The organism is Shewanella sp. KCT, from assembly GCF_007636505.1.
In the GTDB taxonomy this organism is placed as follows: Bacteria; Pseudomonadota; Gammaproteobacteria; order Enterobacterales; family Shewanellaceae; genus Shewanella; species Shewanella halotolerans.
Genome location: NZ_LVDJ01000004.1, coordinates 341956 through 357465 on the forward strand (window position 1 = coordinate 341956; position 15510 = coordinate 357465).

At 52.5% G+C, this 15510-nt stretch carries 15 protein-coding genes; 6 read left to right on the plus strand and 9 right to left on the minus strand.

Annotation, left to right across the window (positions count from 1 at the left end; all coding sequences use genetic code 11):
• Window positions 1-153 precede the first annotated feature (153 nt).
• From AYI87_RS08530 to AYI87_RS08540, 3 genes are all read left to right on the plus strand, one after another.
• On the plus strand, window positions 154-984 hold the full coding sequence (locus AYI87_RS08530; RefSeq protein ID WP_144201218.1) for a YggN family protein: 831 nt from the start codon (window positions 154-156) through the stop codon (window positions 982-984).
• Between the two features lie 345 nt (window positions 985-1329).
• Window positions 1330-2271, plus strand: coding sequence for a LysR family transcriptional regulator (locus AYI87_RS08535; protein ID WP_011864932.1), 942 nt, complete (start codon window positions 1330-1332; stop codon window positions 2269-2271).
• 728 nt (window positions 2272-2999) lie between these two features.
• Entirely contained in the window at window positions 3000-3674 is a 675-nt protein-coding gene (locus AYI87_RS08540; protein WP_260865106.1) for a hypothetical protein, read from the plus strand.
• 134 nt (window positions 3675-3808) lie between these two features.
• Here AYI87_RS08540 and AYI87_RS08545 read toward each other — a convergent pair whose 3' ends face one another.
• The 8 genes from AYI87_RS08545 to AYI87_RS08580 form a co-directional block, all read right to left on the minus strand.
• Window positions 3809-5650, minus strand: a complete 1842-nt coding sequence (locus tag AYI87_RS08545; RefSeq protein ID WP_144201222.1) for a DUF885 domain-containing protein — start codon at window positions 5648-5650, stop codon at window positions 3809-3811.
• 135 nt (window positions 5651-5785) lie between these two features.
• Window positions 5786-6925, minus strand: coding sequence for a radical SAM family heme chaperone HemW (gene hemW, locus AYI87_RS08550; protein ID WP_144201224.1), 1140 nt, complete (start codon window positions 6923-6925; stop codon window positions 5786-5788).
• Entirely contained in the window at window positions 6925-7524 is a 600-nt protein-coding gene (gene rdgB, locus AYI87_RS08555; protein WP_144201226.1) for an RdgB/HAM1 family non-canonical purine NTP pyrophosphatase, read from the minus strand. Before rdgB ends, hemW begins: the two co-directional genes overlap by 1 nt.
• 141 nt (window positions 7525-7665) lie before the next feature.
• Window positions 7666-8100 (minus strand): DUF4426 domain-containing protein, encoded by a 435-nt coding sequence (locus AYI87_RS08560; RefSeq protein WP_011864937.1) that lies wholly within the window; start codon window positions 8098-8100, stop codon window positions 7666-7668.
• Between the two features lie 86 nt (window positions 8101-8186).
• Window positions 8187-8477, minus strand: coding sequence for a DUF167 family protein YggU (yggU, locus tag AYI87_RS08565; RefSeq protein WP_144201228.1), 291 nt, complete (start codon window positions 8475-8477; stop codon window positions 8187-8189).
• On the minus strand, window positions 8478-9026 hold the full coding sequence (locus AYI87_RS08570; RefSeq protein ID WP_144201230.1) for a YggT family protein: 549 nt from the start codon (window positions 9024-9026) through the stop codon (window positions 8478-8480). It lies immediately after the preceding gene.
• A 61-nt stretch (window positions 9027-9087) separates the two neighbouring features.
• Window positions 9088-9906 carry a pyrroline-5-carboxylate reductase gene (gene proC, locus AYI87_RS08575; protein ID WP_144201232.1) on the minus strand — a complete coding sequence of 273 codons (819 nt, stop codon included), beginning with the start codon at window positions 9904-9906 and terminating at the stop codon, window positions 9088-9090.
• Between the two features lie 84 nt (window positions 9907-9990).
• On the minus strand, window positions 9991-10692 hold the full coding sequence (locus tag AYI87_RS08580) for a YggS family pyridoxal phosphate-dependent enzyme (RefSeq protein WP_144201234.1): 702 nt from the start codon (window positions 10690-10692) through the stop codon (window positions 9991-9993).
• Between the two features lie 35 nt (window positions 10693-10727).
• Here AYI87_RS08580 and AYI87_RS08585 point away from each other — a divergent pair, with 35 nt between their 5' ends.
• The 3 genes from AYI87_RS08585 (at window position 10728) to hemH (ending at window position 14083) form a co-directional block, all read left to right on the plus strand.
• Complete coding sequence (locus AYI87_RS08585; RefSeq protein ID WP_011864942.1) at window positions 10728-11765, plus strand: type IV pilus twitching motility protein PilT; 1038 nt, start codon at window positions 10728-10730, stop codon at window positions 11763-11765.
• A 12-nt stretch (window positions 11766-11777) separates the two neighbouring features.
• Window positions 11778-12890 (plus strand): PilT/PilU family type 4a pilus ATPase, encoded by a 1113-nt coding sequence (locus AYI87_RS08590; protein ID WP_011864943.1) that lies wholly within the window; start codon window positions 11778-11780, stop codon window positions 12888-12890.
• A 179-nt stretch (window positions 12891-13069) separates the two neighbouring features.
• Window positions 13070-14083: a ferrochelatase gene (hemH, locus tag AYI87_RS08595; protein WP_144201236.1), complete on the plus strand. Its 1014-nt coding sequence runs from the start codon at window positions 13070-13072 to the stop codon at window positions 14081-14083.
• Between the two features lie 820 nt (window positions 14084-14903).
• Here hemH and AYI87_RS08600 read toward each other — a convergent pair.
• On the minus strand, window positions 14904-15510 hold a 607-nt coding region (locus tag AYI87_RS08600; RefSeq protein ID WP_144201238.1), incomplete at its 5' end, for an IS110 family transposase.

Here is a 15510-nt window from a genome sequence, read left to right on the forward strand (position 1 = left end):
TAGTCTTGGTATATATCGTCATTTTTATCTAACCCATTGATTATATTCAATTAGTTAAAGTTGGCACGATACCTGTATTGTTAGTCATCAACGACACATGGTGCACCTTAAGCTTCTCATCATGTGATTTTCGATGACTTAAGGAATAAGAATATGAAGAAATTGACCGCATCTCTTGGACTGACAGCTTTTGTACTTGCCACCACCAGCGCCGCCTGGGCCGGTGAAGATAAAGATAACCACATCTCCTTTGGACGGGATGACAAACAGTGCGAGGTGAGCCTCAATTACGATGTTTCCGTCGAACCTAGCAAGTTGGTGGTCAGTGAGGCGAAGAAAGAAGTGTATCGCATCGAGCTTGGCCGTCTCTACGTTAATGGTGACAAGGTGGAGCTAAACGACAAGCAGCAGGCGTTGGTTAATCAATATGCCGGTGAGGTGTCAAAGCAGCTTCCTGAGGTGATCGACGTGGTGCATGACACAGTCGATATAGCCTCTACCGCCGTGAGCATGGCGCTCACGCCGCTGCTGGGTGACGCCGCCGGAGCCAAGATAGATGAGATGATGGATGGCATGTCGAAGCGCATCGACAAGGTTGCTTACCAAAATGGCGATAAGTTCTACCTGGGCGCCACCGAATCTTCTATCGAAGACACCTTTGGCAAAGAGTTCGAGCAAGAGATGGAGCAGCTGGTGCAGAGCTCTATCGGCAGCATGATGATGACTCTGGGTAGCGAGATGATGAAGGGCGACGGCGAGAGTTTCGAGGAGAAGATGAACGCCTTCTCGGCCAAGATGGACAAGGTGGGCGACGATATCGAAGCCCAGATTGAACAGCAGGCCACAGATCTCGAGGCGCGCGCCGATAAGCTGTGTGACAACTTCCAGCAGCTGGCGGCTCTAGAGTCTCAGATGCGCAGCGAAGTCCCGGCCCTACGTGACTATCCACTGGTGAGCGCTAAGCAACAAACCCTGCGGGAATAGCCCGCAAACGATTTCCTCTGGCATAGCAACATCCACATTTCCCTGCACTTACCTTGGGTGCAGGGCTTTTTTTATTCTGGGCCTGCATTTGTTATGACTTTTCCTCCACTCCTAACTGGGTGTATAGTGGCTAGAAAATAGGTATTAGAATCAAAGAGCAAATCTTTGGTATACTTGTAAAAAATAATAACAATGCTGGCGAAATTTCGATAACGAAATGGCTAACAGTCTGACTCTACTCTTAAAATAATCTGCATAGTCAAGGGGATAACTTCGCACTTAGGAGGTATCTCTATGATTTATAATTGGTATTTATAGGGTCGCAAACACCTTAAGGCTATTTAAATGTTAGAACTTTTAGAACCTATTGCAATTTTTACTCATGTTGCTCGCGCTGGGAGCTTTAGCTCTGCCGCGCGAAAATTGGGGATTTCTAAATCAAAGGTCAGTACTCAGGTTGCCGACCTTGAGCATAAATTAGGTGTTCAGCTGATACAGCGTACCACTCGGAGTCTGAGTTTAACCGAGGCCGGACAGCTGCTTTATGCCCAGGGTGAAGAGTTGCTTCGCGATGCCGATCAGGCAGTCGCCAGCGTACACAATCTCAACGATGCCACGCGCGGCGTACTCAAGGTGGGGATCTCCCAATCCTTCGGTACCATGCACATCATTCCAGCCTTACCAGATTTTATGGCCAGACACCCTGAGTTGGAGCTACAGGTTAGCCTGTTGGACCATAAGGTTGACGTGGTCAGTGAGGGCTTAGATCTCCTGTTGACCATGTCTGAGCAGCTGCCGCTTGGCATGGTGGCCAGACCCCTGATGAAGTGTCAGTTCCTGTTGGCGGCATCTCCCGAGTATGTGGCCAAGCATGGTTATCCTGAGCGTCCAGAGCAGCTGGTGGACCATAACTGCCTTGTGTATCACGGCGAGTGGCATGAGCACAGCGTGTGGCAGTTTAAGAAGGGTGACGATTACTGTGAAATTGGCGTATCGGGTAACTTCAGGGTCGACAACGCGCCTGCGCTTAAGTCCGCCGCGGTGAGCGGCCTGGGTGTGGTGTATCTTGCCAGTTACCTGCTTGAGAATGAGATAGAGAAGGGCACCCTGGTTCCCTTATTGCCAGAATGGCAGTTGACCCACCATCTGCCATTGCAGGCCGTTTACCCAAGACGTAAACACCTGGCACCTAAGGTGAGCGCCTTTATCGACTTCATTAAGGATCATATCGGTTCACCACCATATTGGGACGAGCCATACGCCGCCCTTTATGCCCAGCGTAAGTAGCAGGATGTGGCTGAAAAAACAGCATTTTATCCATGTTGCTGTTAAGGTCTTTACGATTTTCAGTTATCAATAACTTAAAAACATTGTTCTGATAACAAGACGATAACCCCCGGTATTTTTGATGTCGGGGGTTATCTTTTTATAATCATATAGTTGCACTGGTATTACCTCTCTGTTTTGCGATGACTTATTTAGCTTGAGCTAAAGCTTGAGAGGAATTCACGTTGCAGTCTGTTCTTAATTTAATACAATGGTGGCAGTTGATATCGGGATGACCTGAATCAGTTAGCCGAGCCAGAGAATGACCCCTCTCTCGTTTGGTTACACAGGTCGGCGTTACTGCAATCTTGAATCAATGCTGGCAGCGGTTTAAGAACTAAAACAATGCTAGCCTTAAAACCATCATCCTAGTTTTGGTTTACCCCAGCAAAGATTGCTGGGGTATTTTTCTTTTAGGGCCTTGGATTATTAAGCGTCCAGATCTCCGCCCAATCTTTTCCTGTCGCTTTCGCCTTCTGTCATAGTGCTCTGGCTTTGACCAAGCATCTTCATCTTGCCGAATTAGCGTCTTATTACTGAAAAATAAAGATAGTTTAATGCGCTGTGCATGGTATCTGAGTATTACTCAGGGTATCGTGCTGATATTGTTTAATTCAGCTCGTTTCGTGTATGAGGCATTGCATAAAGGGCATGGCGCGATGAGTGTGAAGCGAGATAAAGGGAAGTCTATGGCGCGTAAGATCTTATTGTTGATTGTGGGTTTGCTGGTTCTAGTGGTGCTGGCGGGTGTCTATCGTTTTAATTTTACAAATGACGATCTCTATGTGGTTAAGGAAGATGGCAGTGTCATCCCCTTAGATGAGGATGTCGATAAGGTGATGCTTACCCTCTTTAGCATCAAGACCCATAAGGCTTGGTCTATCAAGCTGCCCGAGTCTCAGGCCGAGGTGAGACTCACCAGTATCAGCCTGAGCGGCGACAGACGCTTTGCCAGCGGCGATTACCAAGATGGCCCTGAGCGGGGCAGTGTACACCTGGACTATATGAAGATAGTGACGCTAAACCATGTCGCCGATGGGGAAGAAGAGCGCGTGTCGGATACAAACAGCGACGAGATGCTGTTTGTGGCGCCCTTCTTCGTCTCCAATCAGGGTAGCGGTGTATTCGCCTATCTGGGCCTGTTTAGCATCAATCATAAGCTTGGTGATATCGAGCAGTTAGACAGCTACTTTATCGGGGACAGGGTCGAGATAAGCGCCCTGCAGACCGAGGAGCCGTTTGATCTGACCTCGAGTGTGTCGCTGAGCTATCTCACCCATGGCGATCAGCAGGCGATGGCCGATGCGCCCACCAACAAGGTGACTAAGCTTATCAAGGTGACCCGAAAGGGTTTTAGCGAGTAAGCCTTAATCTTCAGCTAAGAGGCGTTAGCCTTGATTGAGAACAGAATTAGCCGATAAAACTAAAAAGGCCGCTCTGGTTGAGAGCGGCCTTTCTTATGGCTAACTATTCCTTGAATACTGACTCTAGTGATGAGTTAGGCCTTATGAGCCCAGTTCATCACCTTAGACTCCAGCACATCCAGCGGCAGAGGTCCGTTCTTCAGTACCAGAGTGTGGAACTCGCGAATATCGAACTTATCGCCCATGATCGCCTTAGCCTTCTCGCGAATATCGACAATCTTGAGCATGCCTATCTTGTAGGCGGTTGCCTGTGATGGCATCACGATATGACGCTCCACCATCTTGATGGCGTCCGACTCGGCATTAGGGGTGTTGTTGACATAGTATTGTATCCCTTGCTCGCGGGTCCAACGCTTGGCATGGATGCCGGTATCCACCACCAGGCGGCATGAGCGCCATAGCTCCATGGCCAGGCGGCCAAAATCTGAGTAGGGGTCTTTATATAGTCCCATCTCCTTAGGGAAGAATTCGCTGTACAGCCCCCAGCCCTCTATGTAGGCGGTGTAGCCGCCAAACTTTCTGAACTTAGGGATCCCCTGCAGCTCCTGGGCGATGGCGATCTGCATATGATGGCCAGGAGTACCCTCGTGGTAGGCCAGTGCCTCCATCTGATACTTGGGCATGGCCTCCATGTCATACAGGTTGGCGTAGTAGGTGCCAGGGCGGCTGCCATCCGGAGTCGGCTGATTATAGAAGGCCTTACCGGCCGACTTCTCTCTGAACGCCTCGACCCGTTTTACTATCATGGGCGCCTTAGGCTTAACAAAAAACACCTCATCCAGACGAGAGGAGATGTTATCTATCAATGCCTTGGCATCGTCTAGATAGGCGGTGCGGCCTTCTTCTGTGTCGGGATAGTAGAACTGCTTATCTTCACGCATAAACTTGAAGAAGGCCTTAAGATCGCCCTCGAAGCCGACCTTCTTCATGATGGCGCGCATCTCCTGATGGATGCGATCCACCTCTGCGAGCCCCAGCTGGTGGATCTCATCGGCTGTCATATGGGTGGTCGTGGTGCGAGCCAGGGCGTTGTTGTAGAACGCCTCGCCGTCTCTGAACTTCCATACACCATCTTTGGTGTCGGCGCGCTTTTCCAGGGTTTCGACATAGGCGATAAGCTTGTCATAGGCAGGCTTGACCTGAGCGGTCAGCGCCTGTTTGGCCTCATCGAGTAGCTTATTGCGCTGGGCATCGTCTATCGCAAGTTTAGCTACCTTGCGCTGAAAATCGGCCCAGATGGCACTGTCATCATTTTGATCGAAGGGGGCGCCGCTGATGATGTTGCGACTGTCTGACAGCACATAGGCAAACACAAACTTAGGCGCTATGATGCCCGCCTTGGCGCGCTCCTCTAGGGCTTCTTCCAACTGCTGCATGTAGTGGGGCACACCCTTGAGGCGGCTGATATAGGCCTCGGCGTCCGAGACGCTGTCTATCTGATGTTGGTTGATCAGGAAAGATGCCACCATGGAGTGGCCGCCATACATCTGGTTAACAGGATAAGTATACAGGCGCCACTTGTAGTCGCTGATGCTCTGCTCAAGTTTCTGAGTCAGCAGGTCGTAGCTAAGCAGGGTCTGGGCATCGAGTTTGCTTTTGTCTATCTGCTTAAGCTGGGCCAGATGCTGCTTATCTCTCGCCAGGCTCTTCTTATCGGCGGCTTCACCGCGCTCATCCCACTTGCCATAGTCTGTCTTGATCCCAAGATGGGTCTGGCTGATGGGGCTGGCCATTACGTTTTCCATGAAGATGGTTTCGAACAGTTGATTGGCCTTCTCTGATTCCTGGGCGCTAATCTTCTGTACGGGTTCGCTGGCGCTAAGTAGGGGGAGTGAAACTGGCGCGGCGTGCACTGCGCCAGAAAGAAGTGTCGCCAGAGAGATGGCGAGGATAGTTGTTTTTGTTTTTATTGGCATGACTTTATTGGCTTAACTCTATTGGCCAAACTTGGCGTTTGTTGATTAGTGCCTGTTATCCTAATAAAGCCGACGATTAAATATGCAAACTAAGTGTTAGAAAATGTTTCTGTTCCCCTCGAAAGAGGGGAAAGATTATTCGCAAAATAGCCCAAGTAGCTCGTTGACAAACATCTGTCCCTTGGCCGTGAGCTGCCAATGTTCATCTTGTATGATGACCAGCCCCTTGGCCGCGCCCCGCGCCATGCCTTCATCCAGCACCTCTGCCGAGAGGCCGGTGCGGCTCTCAAACTCGCTTTTAGGGATGGGCGACATCAGTCTCAGGCGGTTCATCAGGTATTCCAGCGCCCTGTCTTCCGCTAGCACCTCGCTCTTATCGAATAGATAGTCATCGGCGCCCAGATAACCCTTGGGATGCTTTATCTTCACCGTGCGGTAGATGCGCTGATCTTCTGCCATGGTGATCTTGCCGTGGGCACCACAGCCGATCCCCAGATAGTCACCAAACTGCCAATAGTTGAGGTTGTGACGACACTGATAGCCGGGCTTGGCGTAGGCGGAGATCTCATACTGCTCATAGCCGAGCGCCGCCAGGCGCTGCTGGCCCTGCTCATAGATCTGCCACAGCGCCTCATCATCCGGCAGCTGGGGAGGTTTTGAGTGAAACAGGGTATTGGGCTCTATGGTGAGCTGATACCAAGATAAGTGGGGCGGGTTGAGGGCCGCCGCCTTATCGATATCCCGCATCGCCTCTTCGAAGCTTTGATTGGGCAGGCCATGCATGAGATCCAGGTTAAAACTCTGGTAACCGGCCTGGGCCGCCTTGGTGGCCGCCACTTCCGCCTCATGCTTGTCGTGAATTCGCCCTAGCAGATTGAGCTTATCGCTGGAAAAACTCTGCACGCCGATGGAGAGGCGAGTCACCCCGGCGGCGCAGTAGGCGCTAAAGTCATCGTGCTCCAGAGTGCCTGGGTTGGCCTCCATGGTGATCTCTATATCCGCCGCAAAGGGGATCTGCGCCCTTACGCCATCGAGCAGTCGCTTTATCTGACCTGCATCGAACAGTGACGGCGTGCCGCCACCGATAAAGATGGAGTGCAGGCTGCGTCCCTGAACATAGGCCGCATCGTTTTTCAGATCATTGAGCAGGTCGTCTACATATTCCTGCTGGGGCAGCTCACCATGTTGGCCATGGGAGTTGAAGTCGCAGTAGGGGCATTTCTGCACGCACCAGGGAATGTGAATATAGAGGCTGAGCGGAGGAAGCGTAAGCATTAGCCGAGTACACCCTTGGCCTTGAGTTCGCTTAGCAGCAGTTGCATCGCCTTGCCTCTGTGGCTGAGGGCATTCTTCTCATCGCTGCTCAGCTCGGCGGCGCTGCACTCGTGCTCCATCGGAATAAAGACTGGATCATAACCATGACCGTTGTCGCCCTTAGGCTCGAAGCCTATGCTGCCCTCCCAGGAGGCCTGGCAGATGATGGGGGTCGGGTCTTTGGCGTGACGCATGTAGACCAGGATGCACTGAAAACGCGCGCTGCGCTTGTCGTTGTCAGTCAGGGCGCCGAGCAGCTTAGTGTAGTTGTCGCTATCGCTCGCGCCCTCGCCGCCGTAGCGGGCCGAGTAGATCCCTGGGGCACCCTCTAAAGCGTCTACTTCCAGGCCGGAATCGTCGGCGATGGCTGCAAGGCCGGTTACCTGTGCGGCGTGGCGAGCCTTGATGATGGCGTTCTCGACGAAGGTGGTGCCGGTTTCCGGGACCTCTTGAACATTAAATTGGCTCTGTGGCAGAACCTCTATGCCAAATTCGGCAAGGATCTCGGCAAACTCTTTCAGTTTTCCCTTGTTGCCGCTGGCTAATACGATTTGATTCATTTTCGCTGACTCATGGTGGCAGGTTTCAATGGCCGCAATCATACCCAAGCTGGCGGGGAAACGATAGGGCATCTGCTTAAATAACAACAAGCCGCGCAGGGCGCGGCTTCAACTGGGTTTGAACTGGCTTAATGGGGCCGATTAATCGACGTAAAACTTCTGCTTAAACTTCAGCTGGGTGTTGAGCTTGTTGCCATACTTGATGGCTATCTGAAAGTTGATCTCCTGATCGTCCCGGTAGGGCACCTCGGCGATGTAATAGATGGCCTCGCCTTCGCGGATCTCCTTGAAGGTCAGCTCTACCCTGGCATCGAGCAGGTTGTTGGCGATCCCCGAGATCTCTACCGGAATGGCCGGCGTGCCTTCGGCGCTGGTATCGAGCACAGAAATATTGATAAGGCCGGTATAGCTGCTGCGCTTGATGCCATAGGTCTTGGCGATAGAGGGGGTAATAAAGGTGCTGCCCAGGGCAACATAGTGGATATCGAAATTGCCGACGCTCTGCTTCTGTTCCGCCGCGGCATTGCCCATGCTAAGCAGGGTAAGCGCCAAGGCACAAAAAAGGGTACGTATCATGGTGAACTCCTGTCACGGGATAATTGATTCTAGTATAGCTATTAAAGTCTTAGGCTGCGGCGCCTTAGTTTATTTGCTTACACATTTCATGGGATTAAGACAGATATAGCCTCGGGGATCTCCTTTGGCATTACCACGCGGATCTGCTTGTGGCGCCCAAGTTCCCCCTTCTCGATAAGGATATTGCCCTTGGCCGTCTTAAATTGCTTCGCCAGAAACTTACACAGGTGGACATTGGCCTTGCCGTCGATGGGCGGGGCGGTAATGGCCACCTTAAGCTCGTCGCCGTGGGGACCAACAATCTGGTCCCGGCTGGCTTTAGGCTGGATATAGAGCCTGATGACGAGGTCGTCCTCTTCTTTGGTGACAACCGCCATCTAGACGTTGGCCCAGAAGGGAACGTACTGAGATAAGAGCTTGTTGATGAAGATCAGGCCGAACATGAAGATCATCACAGAGAAATCCAAGCCACCCATGGGAGGGATGATCCGGCGAATAGGGGCGACCAGCGGCTCGGTCAGCTGCGCCATCACCATCTCGATGGGGTTGTGGCCCTGGCTGACCCAGCTGAGGATGGCGCGCAGGATAAGCATCCAGAACAGCAACACGCCCGCCTGTTTCACCACTGAGACCAGCGCCACCAAGAGTATGATAGGCAGGTTAATGGCGGCGCCCGCCATCAGGCTGAGGATCACAAACTTGATCACCACCACCGCCAGGGCGAGTACCACTGAGGCAGTATCTAAGCCGCCCAGTGGCGGCAGGAAGCGGCGCATGGGGCCGACCACGGGATGGGTCGCCTTGACCACAAACTGGCTGAATGGGTTGTAAAAATCGGCGCGGGCCAGCTGCAACCAGATACGAATGATGACCACCATGAGGTACAGGTCAAACAGGGTGTTCACTAAAAAACTTAATGCATCCATTGTGTTTCTCTACTGTGCTGTATCGAATAAAACTAGGGTTAAGCCCATAAGAGGGCCAGTCCTAAAACTGCTTTGCCATCTCCTGGGCCCTGTCCATGCAGTCGTGCATGGCGGTGCGCACTATCTCCCTGAGGCCGGCGCGCTCGAACGCCGCTAGGGCCTGAGCCGTGGTGCCGCCCTTAGAGGTGACATTTTCCCTTAATTGTGCCGGTGAAAGTTGTGGGTTCTGCTTCACCATAGAGGCCGCACCTAATGCTGCCTGCTGCACCATCTCTCGGGCGGTCTGCTCGTCGACGCCATCTTGTTTGGCACTGTCAATCATAGCCTCCATCATAAGGAAAAAATAGGCTGGAGAACTGCCCGCCAGGGCGATCACCTGATTGAGATCTTCTTCCTTTTCGACCCAGACGGTTTCGCCGCCGGTTTGCATCAGCTGCTCACACAGCTCGCGGTCTTGCGCGCTCACGCCCTGCTCGGCGTAGAGCCCGGTCATGCCAAGGCCGATCTGCGTCGGGGTGTTGGGCATGGTGCGGATAAGCTGAATCGGCTGCTTGAAGAAGGCGTGGTAGCGCTCGGCTGTGACCCCGGCGGCGATGGTGACGATAAGCTTGTCTTTCAAGTTGAGTCCGCTCATCGCTTCGCACACCTGCTGCATCAGCTGAGGTTTCACCGCCAGCACGATAACGTCGGCCTCATCGGCGGCCTGCAGGTTGTCGTGGGAGACTTGGATACCTAAATCCTGCTTAAGGGCGATGAGTTTGCCTTCGCTGGGATTGGTGGCGTGAATAAGCTCTGGTGCATAGCCGCCCTTGACCAGGCCGCTGGTGATGCTGCGGGTCATGTTGCCCGCGCCGATAAAGCAAATCTTCTTTTGTGTCATAAGGGTCTCTATTTATTCGTCTAACTATCTATATTTGGGCATTCAGGGTAATTACAAGGCCTTAGGCTCTTAGCACTTAAGCCTTTAAGCTTTAGCGTAATCCCGGGCGCCGAAGATGGCACTGCCGATACGCACCATGGTCGAGCCTGCGGCGATCGCCTGCTCAAGATCTTGGCTCATTCCCATGGAGAGGGTATCCAGGCTCGGGTGTTGCTGTTTCAGCGCCTCGAACTGGGCCTGCATCTGGCTAAACTCGGCCTGCTGCAGCGCAACATCGTCTGTGGCGGTGGGAATGGCCATAAGCCCTCTCAGGGTCAGCTTGGGCAGGGAGGCGATTATTTCGGCCAGGTGAGCGACCTCATCTGGATTAACGCCCGACTTGCTCTCCTCCTGGCTGACATTCACCTGGATGCAGACCTGCAGCGGTGGTAGATGGCTGGGGCGCTGCTCGCTCAGGCGTTTGGCGATCTTCTCTCGGCTCAGTGTGTGCAGCCAGTCGAAGTGCTCGGCGATGCTCTTGGTTTTGTTCGACTGTAGCGGGCCGATGAAGTGCCATTCGATGTCGCCATGGCTTTCGCGCAGGGCATTTATCTTCTCTTCACCTTCCTGAACATAGTTTTCACCAAAAAGCCGCTGCCCAGCATCATATGCCGCTACTATCTGATCTATCGGCTTGGTTTTACTGACCGCCAGCAGCTGTATATCCCTGCTATCACGTGATGAATTTTGCGCCGCTTGAGCGATTCTTTGGTGGGCGTCGGCCAGTCTGTCTGCTATTGTTGTCATGTTGTAAGTTTTTGGTTGAATGGATATCCCATACTATGGAAATCACAGAGTTACTTGCCTTTAGTGTAAAACACAACGCGTCGGATCTACACCTTTCTGCGGGAGTCTCTCCCATGATACGTGTTGATGGTGAGGTCAGAAAGATTAATCTGCCGGCCCTGGATCATCAAGGCGTACACAGCCTCGTTTATGACATCATGAACGACAAACAGCGTAAAGATTATGAAGAGCATTTAGAGATAGATTTCTCGTTCGAAGTGCCCAACTTAGCCCGTTTCCGTGTGAACGCCTTTAACCAGTCCCGCGGCGCCGCGGCGGTGTTCCGTACCATTCCCAGCGAGATTTTAAGCCTGGAGAAACTGGGTGCCCCTGAGATTTTCAAGAAGATTGCCAGCTTTCCCCGTGGTCTGGTGTTGGTAACCGGTCCGACAGGTTCGGGTAAGAGTACCACCCTGGCGGGCATGATAGATTATGTAAACGAGAACCGTCACGACCATATCCTGACCATCGAAGACCCTATCGAATTCGTGCACCAGAACAAGCAGTGTCTTATCAACCAACGTGAGGTGCACAGACACACCCACAGCTTCAACGCCGCGCTGCGTAGCGCACTGCGTGAAGACCCGGACGTGATCCTGGTGGGTGAGATGCGTGACCTCGAAACCATACGTCTGGCGATGACGGCGGCGGAAACCGGTCACTTAGTATTTGGTACCCTGCACACCACCTCGGCGGCGAAAACCATCGACCGTGTGGTCGACGTATTCCCAGAGGGCGAGAAGAGTATGGTGCGTACCATGTTGTCTGAGTCCCTGCAGGCGGTAATCTCCCAGACCCTGATCAAGAAGGTCGGCGGCGGTCGTGTGGCGGCCCACGAGATCATGATGGGTACCCCGGCGATTCGTAACCTTATTCGCGAAGATAAGGTGGCACAGATGTACTCGGCCATTCAAACGGGTATGGCCCACGGCATGCAGACCCTAGATCAGTGTCTGCAGAATCTGGTCAACCGTGGCCTGATCACCCGTGAAGATGCGATGGCCAAGAGTTCTAATAAAAACGCTAGTTTCTAGTAAGGTTTGAGTATGGAAGTTCGTCCATTTTTAAAGGTGATGGTAGAGCGCAAGGCGTCGGATCTCTTCATCACCGCCGGCTTTCCCCCCAGCGCTAAGGTTGATGGCGAGGTGCGCCCCTTAGCCGAGAACCCCTTTACCCCGGCCCAGTCGCTGGAGTTTGTCGAGGCTCTGATGACAGAGGCCCAGCGCAAAGAGTTTCATGAGACCCGCGAATGTAACTTCGCCTATGGCGAGAAGGGCCTGGGACGTTTTCGTGTCAGCGCCTTCTGGCAGCGCGAGTCGCCGGGCTGCGTGATGCGTCGCATCGAGACCAAGATCCCGCTGGTGGAAGATCTTAAGCTGCCACCAATCCTGAAAGACCTGGTGATGAGTAAGCGTGGCCTTATCATCATGGTGGGCGGTACGGGTACAGGTAAGTCGACCTCGCTGGCGGCGCTTGTGGGTTACCGCAACTCCCACGCCCGCGGCCATATCCTCACCATCGAAGATCCGGTGGAATTTGTCCACGACCATCGCAAGAGCATCATCACCCAGCGTGAGGTGGGCATAGATACCGACTCTTTCGATGCCGCGCTGAAGAGTTCACTGCGTCAGGCGCCGGACGTGATTCTGATCGGTGAGATCCGTACCCAGGAGACCATGGAGTTTGCTCTGTCGTTCGCCGAAACTGGTCACCTCTGTATGGCTACCCTGCACGCCAACAACGCCAACCAGGCGCTGGACCGCATCATGCACCTGGTGCCCGAGAGTAAGCACCAGCAGCTGCTGTTCGACTTGTCGCTGAACCTTCGCGGCATAGTAGCGCAGCAACTTGTGCCCAAGGCAGATGGCACGGGTCGCCGAGCGGCCATCGAGGTGTTGATCAACACCCCAAGGGTTGCCAGCATTATCCAGAAGAATGAGCTGCATCTGCTTAAGGAAACCATGGCCAAATCCAACGAGCAGGGGATGCAGACCTTCGACCAGGCGCTGCTCAAGCTCTATGTGGAAGGTGAGATCAGCTACTCGGATGCGCTGCACCACGCCGACTCGCCAAACGATCTGCGTCTGATGATCAAGCTGCAAAGTTCAGAATCGGCCAGCTCAGGCTTCATGGAAGGTGTGACGCTGGATCTCGACTAGCCTCTGAAAGCAATTTGAAAAAACCGATAATCCTTTTATCGGTTTTTTTATGTGTGGCGATTGATCTCTAAGGGGCCGAACCGCGTACTGATGCCATGCATCATTAGCCTCGGCCAGGTGCCCTGGCGCAAAGAAAAAGAAAGCGAGTTGGGCAACACAGATAAAAACAAGGAATCACTTTGGCAAAATACTTTGGATTGAATAAACAGCAGGGCCATGGCGGTCGTGGCAAGACCACAGTGCTGCTGATGAATCTGGGCACACCGGACGCGCCAACTACGGGCGCCGTGCGTCGTTATCTGGCGGAGTTTCTCTCGGATCCCCGCGTGGTGGAGATCCCTAAGCTGCTGTGGATGCTGATCCTCCATGGCATCATTTTACGCGTCCGCCCGGCAAAGTCTGCCGCCCTGTATCAGTCTATCTGGACGGAGCAGGGCTCTCCCCTGATGGCGATCACTCAGGCCCAGCGGGACAAGCTAGCACAAAGGCTGAGTGAAAATGGCAGTGACGTCAATGTGGACTTCTGTATGCGTTACGGCAAGCCGAGCGTCAAGGAGACGCTGAGACGGCTTCATAGCGATGGAACCGACAAGCTTATCGTCTTGCCGCTTTATCCTCAGTACGCCGCGCCCACCACGGCCTCGGCCTTCGACGCCCTGACCAAGGAGCTGACTTCGTGGCGCTACCTGCCATCGCTGCACTTTATCAACAGCTATCATGACCACCCAGACTATATAGCGGCGCTCTCTGACTCTATCGCCAAGGACTTCGAGCAACATGGCAAGCCGAAGAAGTTAGTGCTCTCTTACCATGGCATGCCCGAGCGTAACCTGCACCTTGGCGACCCCTACTACTGCCTGTGTCAGAAGACCACCCGCCTGGTGGTGGAACGTCTGGGACTTCATGAGAATGACTATATCACCACCTTCCAGTCGCGCTTCGGCAAGGCCAAGTGGCTCGGCCCCTACACGGATGCCAGCCTGGAGGCGTTAGCTAAAGAGGGCGTGGATGATGTGGCCATCGTCTGCCCGGCCTTCAGCGCCGACTGTCTCGAGACACTCGAGGAGATTGAGCATGAGAACCGGGATGTGTTCACCCAGGCCGGTGGCAGCAAGTATCGTTATATTCCCTGTCTCAATGACCAGGATGGCCATATCCAGATGATGGTGAATTTGGTGAGGCCTTATCTTTAACTGGGTTAGGTTAAAGGGGGCGGGCTTGGTTGCCCCAAGGTGGCCATTGGTGAAAATGCCGAGTCTTTAAAAGGACTCGGCATTTTTGTTTTTGAAGATCGAATCTTCAATGTCTCTGCTTGTACCTGGGGAGGTTAATTTCAGGCTTTTCGACTTGGCGGCGCTCTGTATGAGTTGGGAAACAATGGTTGGGATGTTTTGCCATAAAGTTTGCTTGAGTAGCGCTTGGCAGAATGTTCATTGGCTGAGTGGATTTGAAGGTCGTACTTTCATGGCGACCTAACGCCTGCCCGGCGGGTGCTGTACATGGAAGTACCAATGTCGTGATCACATGGATGTGAAGGAACGACGTATGTGCAAGCACTCTTTTGGCACGGTGAGTGAAGCAAAGCTTCGAGCTTACGAACGAGAGGCATGGATGCCGAACTGGCAGTTAAACAGGGACGTTGTTTGAGCACTCCTTGGACGCTTCGCGATACTTGTTAAGAGGAATTAAAGTTTTAACCTTCATTGTTATCAATAGCCTGCGGCTCGCTCTTGTGCAGATACATCTGCTACACGCCGTGCATCCGTATATGGACACCTCGATAGATTCAATAGCTAATTTGTTAGTAACAAAAGATATTACTGCATCCGTATATCCGACCTGTTTATGAGCATCTTTGTGCTCTGGCCTTAATGAGAACCGCGCCTCTACGCCTTAACCGTCCGTCCGAACTCTTTGGTTCATGGATTCTCTCAGGGGTTGTAGAGGCCGGTATTACCTGTTGTTACATTACTATTTAGCAGTACATGGTTTGCTTTACTCTAAACTTTAAATTTAAACAGCTCTGAACTCTGTTTTCTTAAATAGAATGGCCCAAACAGTTCTTGCTAACTTATTAGCCAGCGCGACTGCAGACTTGTGACTGCCACGCCGTTCGATGAGCGTTTTAACCCAAACAGACAACCTATCTTGCGCTGTTTTACAGTGCCTGATAATCGACCAAGCACATTGAATGAGTAGCTTCCTGAGGTAACGGTTACCTCGCTTGGTTATCCCACCAAGACTTTGTTTTCCACCGCTTGAATGTTCCTTAGGTACTAAACCGATATTGGCTGAAAAATGTCTACCATTCTTGTAGGACGAACCATTACCAGCAAAAGAGACTACGGCTGTTGCCGTAATCTCTCCTATTCCCTTTATTTGCATTAGTAGTTTAGCTCCTTCGGAAGCCAGGGCTTGCTGTTTGATATCCTTTTCTGATGACTTTATGGCTTCATCAATCGCGCCCCACTCTTGGTGTAGCAGCGTAAAGTGGACTCGAGCTCTTTCGGTTAATCCATTTTCTGCATCTTCAATTAAGTCAGGTAATGCTGCTTTAAGGCTTTCTTTGCCTTTTGCGATGACAATGCCATATTCATATAGCAGGCCTCTGATTTGATTA

Coding starts and splice junctions, on each gene's coding strand:
- AYI87_RS08590 (WP_011864943.1), top strand. CDS start 11,778: ATGGAAGTTCGTCCATTTTTAAAGGTGATGGTAGAGCGCAAGGCGTCG.
- AYI87_RS08535 (WP_011864932.1), top strand. CDS start 1,330: ATGTTAGAACTTTTAGAACCTATTGCAATTTTTACTCATGTTGCTCGC.
- AYI87_RS08580 (WP_144201234.1), bottom strand. CDS start 10,692: ATGACAACAATAGCAGACAGACTGGCCGACGCCCACCAAAGAATCGCT.
- proC (WP_144201232.1), bottom strand. CDS start 9,906: ATGACACAAAAGAAGATTTGCTTTATCGGCGCGGGCAACATGACCCGC.
- rdgB (WP_144201226.1), bottom strand. CDS start 7,524: ATGAATCAAATCGTATTAGCCAGCGGCAACAAGGGAAAACTGAAAGAG.
- AYI87_RS08530 (WP_144201218.1), top strand. CDS start 154: ATGAAGAAATTGACCGCATCTCTTGGACTGACAGCTTTTGTACTTGCC.
- AYI87_RS08545 (WP_144201222.1), bottom strand. CDS start 5,650: ATGCCAATAAAAACAAAAACAACTATCCTCGCCATCTCTCTGGCGACA.
- AYI87_RS08540 (WP_260865106.1), top strand. CDS start 3,000: ATGGCGCGTAAGATCTTATTGTTGATTGTGGGTTTGCTGGTTCTAGTG.
- yggU (WP_144201228.1), bottom strand. CDS start 8,477: ATGGCGGTTGTCACCAAAGAAGAGGACGACCTCGTCATCAGGCTCTAT.
- AYI87_RS08560 (WP_011864937.1), bottom strand. CDS start 8,100: ATGATACGTACCCTTTTTTGTGCCTTGGCGCTTACCCTGCTTAGCATG.
- AYI87_RS08570 (WP_144201230.1), bottom strand. CDS start 9,026: ATGGATGCATTAAGTTTTTTAGTGAACACCCTGTTTGACCTGTACCTC.
- AYI87_RS08585 (WP_011864942.1), top strand. CDS start 10,728: ATGGAAATCACAGAGTTACTTGCCTTTAGTGTAAAACACAACGCGTCG.
- hemW (WP_144201224.1), bottom strand. CDS start 6,925: ATGCTTACGCTTCCTCCGCTCAGCCTCTATATTCACATTCCCTGGTGC.